The organism is Antarcticibacterium flavum (genome assembly GCF_006159205.1).
GTDB lineage: Bacteria > Bacteroidota > Bacteroidia > Flavobacteriales > Flavobacteriaceae > Gillisia > Gillisia flava.
Window position 1 is genome coordinate 442,503 of the sequence record NZ_CP040812.1, and the last position, 12,104, is coordinate 454,606.

Annotated in this window: 10 protein-coding genes, 1 other RNA gene and 1 pseudogene; 6 read left to right on the forward strand and 6 right to left on the reverse strand. The window is 39.3% G+C overall.

The annotated features are described in order from the left end of the window. Positions 1–6: 6 nt before the first annotated feature. Positions 7–1,443 (reverse strand): ATP-dependent DNA helicase, encoded by a 1,437-nt coding sequence (locus FHG64_RS02030; RefSeq protein ID WP_174760397.1) that lies wholly within the window; start codon positions 1,441–1,443, stop codon positions 7–9. Between the two features lie 116 nt (positions 1,444–1,559). Here FHG64_RS02030 and FHG64_RS02035 point away from each other — a divergent pair, with 116 nt between their 5' ends. The 3 genes from FHG64_RS02035 to rsmD are packed head-to-tail and all read left to right on the forward strand — an operon-like array spanning position 1,560 to position 3,554. Then, positions 1,560–2,213 carry a hypothetical protein gene (locus FHG64_RS02035; protein ID WP_139064848.1) on the forward strand — a complete coding sequence of 218 codons (654 nt, stop codon included), beginning with the start codon at positions 1,560–1,562 and terminating at the stop codon, positions 2,211–2,213. Beyond that, positions 2,191–3,018: a DUF3822 family protein gene (locus FHG64_RS02040; protein ID WP_139064849.1), complete on the forward strand. Its 828-nt coding sequence runs from the start codon at positions 2,191–2,193 to the stop codon at positions 3,016–3,018. The genes FHG64_RS02035 and FHG64_RS02040 overlap by 23 nt, the downstream gene beginning before the upstream one ends. Then, positions 3,015–3,554 carry a 16S rRNA (guanine(966)-N(2))-methyltransferase RsmD gene (rsmD, locus tag FHG64_RS02045; protein WP_139064850.1) on the forward strand — a complete coding sequence of 180 codons (540 nt, stop codon included), beginning with the start codon at positions 3,015–3,017 and terminating at the stop codon, positions 3,552–3,554. The genes FHG64_RS02040 and rsmD overlap by 4 nt, the downstream gene beginning before the upstream one ends. 378 nt (positions 3,555–3,932) lie before the next feature. Here the strand turns inward: rsmD and rnpB are convergent. After that, positions 3,933–4,255: RNase P RNA component class A (rnpB, locus tag FHG64_RS02055), an RNA gene on the reverse strand. Between the two features lie 147 nt (positions 4,256–4,402). On the opposite strand from rnpB, the gene FHG64_RS02060 reads away from it, so the two are divergent. Continuing rightward, positions 4,403–6,241: a DNA polymerase III subunit gamma/tau gene (locus FHG64_RS02060; RefSeq protein WP_139064851.1), complete on the forward strand. Its 1,839-nt coding sequence runs from the start codon at positions 4,403–4,405 to the stop codon at positions 6,239–6,241. 2 nt (positions 6,242–6,243) lie between these two features. Beyond that, positions 6,244–6,825, forward strand: a complete 582-nt coding sequence (gene miaE / locus FHG64_RS02065) for a tRNA-(ms[2]io[6]A)-hydroxylase (protein WP_139064852.1) — start codon at positions 6,244–6,246, stop codon at positions 6,823–6,825. Here the strand turns inward: miaE and FHG64_RS02070 are convergent. From FHG64_RS02070 to pdxH, 4 genes and pseudogenes are all read right to left on the reverse strand, one after another. Beyond that, a pseudogene (locus tag FHG64_RS02070) lies at positions 6,822–7,725 on the reverse strand (Ppx/GppA phosphatase family protein). The gene miaE and the pseudogene FHG64_RS02070 overlap by 4 nt on opposite strands. Further along, positions 7,722–9,824, reverse strand: coding sequence for a polyphosphate kinase 1 (gene ppk1, locus FHG64_RS02075; protein WP_139064853.1), 2,103 nt, complete (start codon positions 9,822–9,824; stop codon positions 7,722–7,724). Before ppk1 ends, FHG64_RS02070 begins: the two are co-directional and overlap by 4 nt. A gap of 5 nt (positions 9,825–9,829) precedes the next feature. Further along, the gene (locus FHG64_RS02080) at positions 9,830–10,315 is read right to left on the reverse strand and encodes a SixA phosphatase family protein (RefSeq protein ID WP_139064854.1); all 486 of its coding nucleotides are present in this window, start codon (positions 10,313–10,315) and stop codon (positions 9,830–9,832) included. Then, positions 10,312–10,956, reverse strand: coding sequence for a pyridoxamine 5'-phosphate oxidase (gene pdxH / locus FHG64_RS02085; RefSeq protein WP_139064855.1), 645 nt, complete (start codon positions 10,954–10,956; stop codon positions 10,312–10,314). Before pdxH ends, FHG64_RS02080 begins: the two co-directional genes overlap by 4 nt. 616 nt (positions 10,957–11,572) lie before the next feature. Here pdxH and FHG64_RS02090 point away from each other — a divergent pair. Continuing rightward, on the forward strand, positions 11,573–12,073 hold the full coding sequence (locus FHG64_RS02090) for a hypothetical protein (protein WP_139064856.1): 501 nt from the start codon (positions 11,573–11,575) through the stop codon (positions 12,071–12,073). Positions 12,074–12,104 lie beyond the last annotated feature (31 nt).

Consider the following 12,104-nt stretch of genomic DNA (forward strand, 5'->3'; position numbering starts at 1 on the left):
CCTCTTCTAATCATCGGCAAAAAAGTCATCTTTAAAACCTATAAGGTAAAGTTTTTCCTGTGCCCTGGTGACGGCTGTATACAACCATCGCAGATAGTCTTTGTCTATTCCGTTAGGTAAATAGGGTTGCTCTATAAAAATAGTATGCCACTGTCCACCCTGAGATTTATGACAGGTCATAGCATATGAGAATTTGATTTGAAGGGCATTAAAAAATTTATTCCCCTTGACCTTTAAAAATTTCCTGTATTTAGAAGTTTCATCTTCATAATCTTTCATCACCTCCTGGTAAAGTCTATTCGATTCATCATAGGTAAGAGAAGGGGAATTGCTTTCCAGAGTGTCAAGTATTACAACGGTCTCGAAGGGCTTCATTTTTGGATAATCCACCATTTGCACCTTTATTTCAGCAAATCTAAAGCCGTAGAGTTCTCTAATTGCAAAGATCTCCAGTACTTTTATAATATCCCCATTGGCAATAAAACCCGCTTCAGAAGTAGGTTTTATCCAAAAATAATTATTCTTCACCACCATCAAATAATCCCCGGCAGAGATCTCTTCCTCCTGGAACAGGATCCTTGATCTTATTTGCTGGTTATATTGATTGGCCCTCTTATTTGAACGTACGATTATAGAGGTATCTTCGTGTCCAAGATGATCATAGGAATCCTGTATGGCATCCAGTATTTCCTGCCCGTCCAATAGCCTTACGACATCTGCCCGCGGCGTAATTTGGAACCTGAAGCTTTCATAGAATTCCATTGCCAGGGCCTCTCTTATTCTCGTAGCGTTCAAAAGAATATCACTTTCTTCACTTTGTCTTACTACCTCGTCCAGTTCTATATGCACTACCTCCTTATCATAATGATTCCTTAGTTTCCTCTCCTCTAGCGCCGGGCTCATATCAAGCTTCACCGGGGGTAACTGGGCTGTATCACCAATTAATATAAGAGAGCAGTTCTGGCCGGAGTTTACGTAATCAATAAGATCTGGCAACAATCCGCTGCTTTGAAAGAGTTTTGTATCTGGATCCTCATCGGGGATCATCGATGCCTCATCCACTATAAAAATAGCATTCTTATGTTTGTTTGGTTGCAGCACAAACTGCACTCCTGCACCCCCAGTCTTTTTTGGGAAATATATTTTTTTATGAATTGTTTGTGCTTCCTGCCCGGAGTAGAGGGAGATCACCTTAGCAGCCCTTCCTGTGGGGGCCAGCAGGATACCGCTTCTCCTTATCTTCCAAAGATTCTTAACCAGGGCGCTTATTATAGTGGTCTTTCCTGTACCGGCAAAGCCTTTGAGAAGGAAAAGGGAATCTGGTTTTGGATTAACTGCAAATGAGGCAAGTTGCTGTAAAGCTATGTCCTGTTTTATTTTTGCTGAAAAACCTAATTCATTTAATAATAGCTTATAAAACTTTTCAGCAGTTATAGTTTCCATACAATTTCTTCGAATTATCAAAGATAGCAATGGATTTTTAGGGCAGAAACTTTTACGAATAAAAAAAAATTGTAGATTTGCGATGAACTCTTAATATTTACATAAATTAAAAAAGCATGAAACTTATCATTCAATTACTGCTCTGGATTGTGATTATTTTCCTGGGTTACCTGGTTTTTAACGCTGTTTATGAACCAATCCAGTTTAATAAGGTTAAAGAAAAAAGATACGCTAAGGTAATTGAACGTCTTCAGGATATTCGTGCTGCCCAAATAGCTCATCAGGAAGTTACAGGGAGATTTGCCAAGGATTTTGATGGCCTGGTTCGCTTTATTGATACCGCAGAATTCGTTCTTACACAAAGAAGGGACACTACTGTACTCGATGAGGAATATAGAAGAACTTATAATGTAGATCAATATAAAGACATTGTGCTTATTGATACTTTGGGGTATGCATCTGTAAAGGATTCTCTTTTCAAGGATGGACGTTATAAGAATATGAGCAAGGTCCCTGTAGATGGAATTGATGCAGAATTCGAAATGGATGCCGGTACTGTAGTAAAAAGAGAGAACAGGCTTCCTGTTTTTGAAGTAAAAGTTGATAAGGCTGTTGTTCTTCACGACCAGGATAGGGATCTTGTGCTGCAGGAAAGACAGGTCGTTTCTGTAGACCAGGTGAACGGTCCTTATATTAGTGTTGGTTCCATGGAAGATGTAACTACCGCTGCAAACTGGCCAGATTCTTATGGAAAAGGAAGAGAGCAGTAAAGAAAATAACAGTAATTTAAAGATGTCCATTCAGGTGCGCCTGAATGGACTTTCTTTTTGTACCCGTGATTCAACAACCGGGGAGATCACGTGGTACTATAATGAAGACTTTAATAAGGAATATAATCCTGTTAAGATCCTGCAGCATATTGAGAAGTTATACAACACTGTGGAGCAGCTTAATTTTCCTGTAAGGGATGTTAATTTGCTTTTTTCTCATGACCTGTACACTTTTGTTCCCAAAGAGTTCTTTGTGGAAGATGAAGCTTCCACATATCTAAAATTCAGCACCAAGATCCTTAAGACAGATGTGGTTGCACACGATCACCTGGAAGACAGGGAACTGGTGAATGTTTATATACCATATACGAATATCAATAATTTCTTTTTTGAGAAATACGGGGAGTTCGAATTTAGGCATAGCAGCTCTGTGCTGGTGGAGGAAGCATTCAAAATAGGGGAAAACAAGTCAACAAAAGCCATTTTAAACAGCTTTAAGGGCTATTATGATCTTGTCATCGTTAAAGGTAATGACCTCCTTTTTTGTAATACCTTTACGTATGATACAAAAGAGGATTTCATTTACTATCTTCTTTTTACCCTGGAACAATTAAAACTGGAGCCGGAATCCCTGGACCTTTATCTTTTGGGAAATATTACAGAAGATTCTCCAAATTACAAGATCTTATATACTTATGTAAAATACCTGCATTTTCTGGAGGTACCTTTTTCCGGTCAAAATGAAAAATTCAATAATCCTCTTTTGGTGCGGGAAGCATTTTTACAACTAAAGTCATTAGAATGAGAATAATTTCAGGCCTATACAGAGGAAAAAAGATCACAGCACCCAAAAAACTACCTGTACGCCCTACAACAGATATGGCTAAGGAAGCTCTTTTCAATATCCTTAACAATCAATATCATTTTAACCAGTTAAAAGTACTGGACCTTTTCGCGGGCTCAGGAAATATTTCCTATGAATTTGCCTCCAGAGGGGCTGGTCCCATAACCGCTGTAGATGAAAATTTTGAGTGCATTAAATTTATCAAAAAAACTGCTGCAGAGTTGGAGGCCGATATTACCCCTATAAAAAGCGACGTCTTTAAGTATTTGGAAAGAGCTTTCATAAAAAGTGATATCGTTTTTGCAGACCCGCCATATAATTTTGAGGACCTGCAGTTTAAAAAGATTGTTGATCTGGTCTTTGAAAAGGATATTTTAACTGAAGGCGGTATTCTTGTTGTTGAACATTCAAAACACACGAAACTGGCTGAACTGCCTAATTTTAGAGAAGGAAGAAAATACGGAAACTCGGTTTTTAGTTTTTTTTCTTTACCTTAGGTTAATGGAGGACGTAAAACGTAAAATAGAACTGGAATATACCATTCTTGAATTTTACGATGATTATGTAATTTCACGTGTACGTGAGGGAGTAGTCTTTAGTAAGAAACAGGTAAGGGATCTTGTGGAAGTCTGTTCGAATTTCTTTGAAGGCCGCGATTTTGTCTACATCTCAGAGCGGGTTACCAATTATAATGTAGATCCCACGATCTATCTAAATCTTGATCTTGTTGAGAATCTTGCAGGAATAGCGATTGTAAGCAGCAAAACCTCTTCCCTTATGATGGCAGGGTTTGAACAAAATTTTTCAAAAGTTCCCTATGGTATCTTTCTCGAACTGGAAGAAGCGCTCGACTGGAAAGATGAAGTTATAAATAATAAAAAAGCAGGCCTGTAATCCGGATTCTGTTATTTTTGAATTGCTTCAAAAATACCTTATCATTTATCTCAGATCATTTGTTACCAAAGACCTTTAGCTGCCTACCCTCCAGCAACGGGCGGGCTACCCTTAAATGCCGGTATACATGGCATTGCACCGCATAGAGTTTACATGATTTCACTACAGCATTACCTGTACATCCTTTCTGTTGCACTAGTCCTGGCCTCACGACCGGTGGGCGTTACCCACTATGCTGCCCTATGGTGTCCAGACTTTCCTCTATCCCGCTTTAATTCGGGGTAGCGATAAGGCGGCCTGCTTCGGCGCAAATATACTGTAGCTTAGACTAAGAAAGGAAAAATTCCTGACAAATTTACCAGAAGAAAATTCGGTCAACCAGAAGAAAAACCGGATAATACATTTACTTCTTAAAAATGGTATTTCTATATTTGTTACTCAAAAATTATAAATGGAGCATTTTGTTGTATCGGCACGAAAGTACCGCCCCCAAACCTTTAAAGACGTGGTGGGCCAGCAGGCAATTACCAACACACTTTTAAATGCTATTAACCACGATCATCTTGCGCAGGCCCTTTTGTTTACGGGGCCAAGAGGGGTAGGAAAAACAACCTGTGCCCGTATCCTGGCAAAAATGATCAATCACGACGGCACACAACAGCCAGATGAGGATTTTGCCTTTAATATCTTTGAACTCGATGCTGCCTCCAATAACTCTGTTGATGATATAAGAAATCTTATTGACCAGGTGAGAATACCACCACAGGTAGGAAAGTATAAGGTGTATATCATTGATGAGGTCCATATGCTCTCTGCCTCTGCTTTTAATGCTTTCCTTAAAACCCTGGAGGAGCCACCAAAGCATGCGATATTCATTCTTGCAACCACAGAAAAACATAAGATAATCCCTACCATACTTTCCCGCTGCCAGATCTTTGACTTTAAAAGGATCACGGTGACAGATGCCCGCAATTACCTGGCATATATCGCAGAGCAGGAAGGTGTTGAAGCAGAGGAGGATGCCCTTCATATCATTGCCCAAAAGGCAGACGGCGCTATGAGGGATGCCCTTTCTATTTACGACAGGGTGGTAAGTTTTAGCGGTGCAAACCTTACCAGGCAGGCAGTTACTGAAAACCTGAATGTTCTGGATTATGAAACCTACCTGAATGTAACCAACCTAATCCTGGAAAATAATATCCCGCAGCTGCTGGTAGAATACAACGAAATTCTTGCCAGGGGATTTGACGGCCACCATTTTATCGCAGGACTGGCTTCCCACTTCAGGGACCTTTTGGTGTGCAGAAATCCAAAGACTATAAGCCTGCTGGAAGTAGGAGAAAATACCAAGACCAGTTATTACGAACAGGCGCAAAAGACCAGCGAAGCATTCTTAATGCAAGGAATTGAACTCGCAAATGAATGCGACCTTAAATATAAAAGCAGCCGTAACCAGAGGCTGTTGGTAGAATTATGCCTAATGCAACTCGCCTCTATCACCTTTGATGGAGAAAAAAAAAAGCCTGAGCAGTTTATAATTCCTGCTCAAAATTATAAGAACTTCCCTCCTGCCGCTTCTTTAAAACTTTCTTCTGAAGAAAAAGTAGTTGTAAGGGATAACGAATACGGGCAGGGTAATTCTGCTCCCAAACCGGAAGTTCAGGTCCCGGACACAGAATTTAAAACTGAAAGACAGGAAGATAAAAGTTCCCCTGTTGAAGGCTTGCCAGATCCTGAAAAATCTACCTGTCGCATTGAAGAAGCTCCTGTTGAAGCTCCTGCTGAAAATCCAGCACCCTCCCCTGCACCGGCAGCGACCATAACCTCCAAAGAAAAGGTAAGCGGACTTTCCCTGGCGAGTATCCGAAAAAAGAAGGAATTGCTCGCGAAGCAACAGGGCCATACCGAAAAGACGGTTGAGGAGAAGAATGAAAAATTCAATGAAACCCAGCTTCACGCTGCCTGGGATGATTATATTCACAGGTTGAAAAATAAAGGAGAAAAGATTCTGGCTTCCATCATGGAAACAGATATGCCCAAGCTGGAAGGGACAGCAATTACCATTGAACTTCCTGCAGATACTATGAGGAAGGATCTCGAACGGGGAATGAACCCCCTTATGGGCTATCTTAAAAAGAAACTTCAAAATACGTTTATTACCCTGGATATACAGGTAAACGAAACCAAGGCCAAGCAATATGCCTTCACCAATATTGAGAAATATAATAAGCTAAAGGAAAAAAATCCTTTAATAGAGAAATTGCGTACAACCTTTGATCTTGATCTTTAATTATGTTAGGTTTAAAATTACCCACAGACCCGCGATGGGCCAGAATAGCAGAAAAGAACATAGAGGAAATTCTTATTGACCACGCCTGGTGTGAGCAAAAGGCGGCTTCAACAGCGGTATCCCTTATAGTAACTTATCCTGAATACAGTGAACTTGTAACTGCTATGACAGCTCTTGTAAGGGAAGAAATGGGCCATTTTAAAATGGTTCACGACCGTATCCTGGCAAGGGGGATTAAACTGGGATGGGATCGAAAGGATGAATATGTACTGCAGCTACGGGAATTCTTGCCTAAAGGAGGCAGCCGGCTCACCCAATTAATACACAGGCTTCTTATAGCCGCACTTATAGAGGCGAGAAGTTGCGAAAGGTTTCGACTTCTCTCTGAGCAACTGGAAGATAAAGAATTACGGGATTTTTACCGCCAACTCATGATTAGTGAGGCCAATCACTACACCCTCTTCCTTAATTTTGCGAGGCAATATGGGGAAAGGGAAATAGTAAATAAGAAATGGCAGGAACTTCTTGACTTTGAAGCCGAAGTGATGAAAGACCTTGGTAAAAAAGAAAGCATTCACGGTTAATTGTTCACCGCACTTCTTTCCTGATATAGGGATTTAATAATCCCATCTGCAAGACCAATCTTGGGCACATAGATCCTCCTAGCCCGGGTCCACTTCATGGCAGAAAGGTAAATTTTTGTAGCAGGTATAATAACGTCTGCCCTGTCTGCATTTAAATTAAGCTCGGTGATCCTTTCCTCATAGGTAAATGAATTAAGAAGCTGGTAGTAAGAACTTAAATAAAGATAGCTTAAAGGTTTACCTACAGATTTTCCGCTGCTTTTAAATATGTTATTTATATTCCCCCCCCAGATCCTATAAGATCTATCTTGGAATAGTTTGCAGTTACCTTCTTGATCCATGACTCCACCTCTTCCCAAAGGTCATCATCCACATTATTCTTAAGCAAGCGCACTGTTCCAAGTTTAAATGATCTCGAGGCTATGGTTTCCCCACTGCTATATAGTGTAAACTCTGTACTACCTCCCCCACATCAACATACAAATAGGTCTTATCCTGCTGGATAAGGGCGTGAAGATCTGTTGCTGCAATAATTGCGGCCTCATGGTTACCATCGATGATTTGTATTGTTACTCCGGTCTCCTTTTCAATAAGATTTGCTATTTCCTGCCCATTATTTGCTTCGCGCATGGCAGATGTGGCACAAGCCTGATATGCCTCAATTTTATGAGATTTCATCAATAATTTGAATGCCTGCATAGTATCCACCATTCGGGTGGTATTTTCTTCTGAAATAACTTTGGAGATAAAAACATCTGCTCCCAGTCTTATTGGCACCCTTACCAGGGAAGTTTTTTTGAAAAGCGGCTCTTTTCCTTCCTGCTCTGTAACGGTCATTATCAATAACCTCACAGCATTGGAACCTATATCTATGGCTGCTAATTTTCTTTGTTCAATCACCCGTTAAAATTTTCAAGTTTTTGTTTATAATAATCATAGAGCGCAAACTGCGACCGCACCGGCAGATTGTCATTTCTGCGGTATGCATTGTCCTGGTCCCTGGAATGTACCCTGGCCTTAACATTATCACTCCAGCTTATCTCAAAGGTTTCCAGGATCTCCTGTTTGATATCCTCATCATAAATAGGACAGGATACCTCTACCCTGTAATCCATATTACGCGTCATCCAATCGGCAGAAGAAATATAAATTTTAGGATCTCCTTCATTTTCGAATATATACACCCTGGGATGTTCAAGGAATTTATCCACAATACTTATTGCTTCAATATTCTCACTTAATCCAGGGATTCCCGGTATTAATGAACATATCCCCCTTACGATAAGCCTTATTTTCACTCCGGCATTACTAGCCTCATATAGCTTGTCTATCAATGTAAAATCACTTAAACTGTTTAGCTTAAGTCTTATACCTGCAGGTCTTCCCCGCTGTGCATTTTCAATTTCTGTACCAATAAGCTTAAGGAGCGCAGTTCTTGTATAATGTGGTGATACCAACAGGTGTTTATATCTACTAACCTTATAATTGATCTCAAAGAAATCAAATACTTTATTTATCTCCTTTAGAATTTCCTGGTTCCCTGTGAAGAGCGTATAATCTGTATATATACGGGAGGTCGATTCATTGAAGTTCCCTGTACTAAGGAAACCGTACTTACGCAATTTTCCTTTTTCTTCCCTTTCGATCACACAGGTTTTACAATGAACCTTAAGACCTGTTACTCCAAAAATAAGATTTACCCCTTCCTGCTGCATTTGCTCTGCATAACGAATGTTGGCAACTTCATCAAATCTTGCCCGCAGCTCGATTTGAACGGTAACCTTCTTTCCGTTTTTAACCGCATTTATTAGGGAGCTGGCTATGTGGGAGATTTTTGCAAGCCTGTAAATGGTGATCTTTATTGATCTTACCTTTGGATCAAGGGCTGCTTCCCTAAGAAATTTTACGACATATTGAAAAGCCTGGTAAGGTGCGTAAAGCAAATAATCTTTTTTACCAATCATTCCCAAAAGGCTACCCTGTAAAATAAGTCCCGGTATTGGTAAAGGTTCTATAGCTTTATACAGTAATTCCTCATTTCCCAGGCTGGGAAAATTCATATAATCGCGGCGGTTATGATATCGCCCCCCGGGAATAATGCTATCGGTTGAGTCAATACCCATTTTTCCCATTAGAAAACTCAGGGTATCCTCATCTATGTTCATATCATAAACAAACCGTACCGGGTCCCCTTTTATTCTATCCTGTACACTGGCAGATATTTTTTCAATGAAACTTTTACTGAGGTCACTGTCAATATCCAGCTCTGCATCCCTGGTAATTTTGATCATATGAGCACTTACGCTCTCATATTCAAAAATGTTGAAAATAGTCTTCAGGTTAAAACGTATAAGGTCATCCAGCAGGATAATATATTGCTTGCCATCCTCTTCAGGCAGGACCACGAACCTATCAATACTTCTGGGTATTTCTATAAGAACATATTTTTTGTCCCGTGCATCTCTCTTGAGCAACCTGGAGATCCCGTGTTGCGGGACCTCTTCCTTCATCACCATTTTTACTGCCAGGTAGGCAGCACTATCTTTTAAACTTGGGGCCTCCACCAGGTCATTCAGGATAATTGTTACCAGTGCAGGGCTTACTTTAGATAAAAAATAATTCTTTATAAAAGCTTCCTGTGATGAGGATACCTGCTTCTCATTGATGATATAAATATCGTGATCCTCCAGTTGTTTCTGGATCTTATCCAGTACCTCGAGGCTTTCAGATTGTTGGTCTATCACGATTTGTGTAATTTCCTCCAGCAATTTTCCGGCTTTTATACCTCCTAAAATGCTTTTAGCTGTCTTTCCTGCAAGGTCAATGCGCTTTATCGTTGCATACCTAACCTTGAAAAATTCATCGAGGTTATTAGAAAATATCCCAAGAAACCTAAGACGTTCTATTAGGGGAACTGTCTCATCTTCAGCTTCCTGTAGAACTCGTGCATTGAATTGTAGCCAGCTTAATTCCCGGTTGATGTATTGGTGGTTACCCATGTAATTTATCGCAGATTTTTGGGAAACAAATTAAGAATAGTTTCCCCATTTTGAAGGTCTTTCCAGGAATTTGTTTCAAAATCTATGACCGTAAGTCCCGTCGTGGGAATATTATCAAATGATTTATTTCCCAGTTCATTCACCAGGCCGGTCATAGCGGGATTATGTCCAAAGACAATAAGTTTTTCCACAGCAGGATCACAAGTATTTATTTGTGCCAGGAGATCTTTCTTATTAAAAGTATAAAGGTTAGGTTTTATGATAAAATCCCTATCCCCTACTTCCAATTCTTCTTTAAAGATCTTTGCCGTTTCCAGGGCTCTTACAGCAGGACTGGTCCATATTGTAACAGGTTTACTATAGAATTTCCGGAAGGCTTTAGAAATAAGCTCCCCATCCTTAAACCCTCTTTTCTTTAATGGCCGCTTATCATCTGCCACATTATATTTCCAGGAGGACTTCCCGTGTCTTACCAGGATCAATCTTTTCATGGCGCCAGTCTTTTAAATTTCCAGTGGTTATCCTTTACTTCAAAATAAATACGGTCGTGCAGCCTGTTGGGCCTACCCTGCCAAAATTCAAAGTCTATTGGTCTTACAAGATATCCTCCCCAGGAATCGGGTTTAGGAACCTCCTTTCCCTCATATTCTTCTTCCAGTTCCTTTAGCCGATTTTCAAGTACTTCCCTGGATTTTATTTCACTGCTTTGATTTGAAGCCCAGGCTCCTAATTGGCTTCCACGAGGACGGGAATTGAAATATTCTATGGCTTTTTCTTCTGAATATTTTTCAGCTTTCCCTTTTATTATCACCTGTCGCTCCATTTGTGGCCAGAAGAAAGAAATACAGATATGAGGGTTGTGAGAAAGGGCCTGTCCCTTATCGGAAGCATAATTAGTATAGAATATAAAACCTTCAGTAGTAAATTCTTTAAGAAGAACCACCCTGTTCTTTGGATATCCATCTTTTCCTATGGTAGATATAGTCATGGCATTTACCTCCATTGGATCTCTACCTTCTTCTACTTCTTCAAACCAATCCTTAAAAAGTTCCATGGGATTTGACGGAATTTCAGTTTCCAGAAGTTTTCCTTTTGAATATACACGCCTGTAATTAGCAAGATTTTTGCTCATATCGATACACTTTGGTGCAATTTACAAGTTTTGCAAGTAAGAAAGAAAATCCAATCTCAAAACTTTTATGATAAATATCAGCTAATAGCAACAAAATAAAGAGATCGGGGTACATAAAAAATGACCTTCAGAAATTGTGCTTTTTTGGGTTGGAAACCATTTAAGAGAAATCCTTCTAGGCAGTAAAAATGTGGTCTAAAATACTAGAAATCCCCCATTGAAATAGTGAACTTCATGACTGTGGAACAGGTTTTTAGCCAAAAAAATAGGGGAATTCCCCTATAGAAAATTAAATATTTGTGCATTTCATGCCAAAAAACGTACATCTCATCTAAAACCTTAGTCTTTTCTTTTTTTTACTGCGGATTCGTATAATCTTTACATCGTGATTGATACAATCCAAATTGGTTCCCCAAATCGATTTGACCTAGATTCCCCCCACAGATTCTTCCGGGTATTGATCATGTTGTTCCATAGAATTGAACAATTAGATGATGGTAACCCTACTATTCCTCTAAGAAAAACAAACGAATTTAAAATTAACCAATTTTTGTTGGGGTTGTCGTCTATGCGCTATCCCGAACTAAACTGAATATATAATTCAAAAATGTATACTATGATTTGGAAAACTACTTCTTTAATAACGGCATTCCTTTTTCTCTTTAGCCCGATAAGTTTATTCTCACAAAATTCCGAGTTATTAAATTTAGAACATCTATTTAGTGCTGATTATAGTACAAGTGAAAGTTTAAGTGCTGCAAAGACTGAAGAATTTCGTAAGCTTTTTTACAACCTACAACCAACTTTATATATTGAAGATCAAAAGATAAAGACCTTTGATAAAGAAAATCCTGTTAAGGCTGAAGTTTATGCAAATTCGGTAGATTTATTAACGACACAAAATATTTTATTTAATACAGTAGAATTGCTTGCCTTTAAACTTAATGATGCCGGTGAAATCTCTGCTCCCATTGACATTTCTAACCTTACGTCTTTTAAAAATCTTAAGTTTATTTATGTGGAATGCGCCTCTAATTGCACTATTTCCCGAATTGAAAATATGTTTCTTAATACCGGAAATCTTACGGTAATCTATCTGGTTGCTACCCCTGAATAAACATTTATTTCCCTTTTTTTAAAAAGAGTTA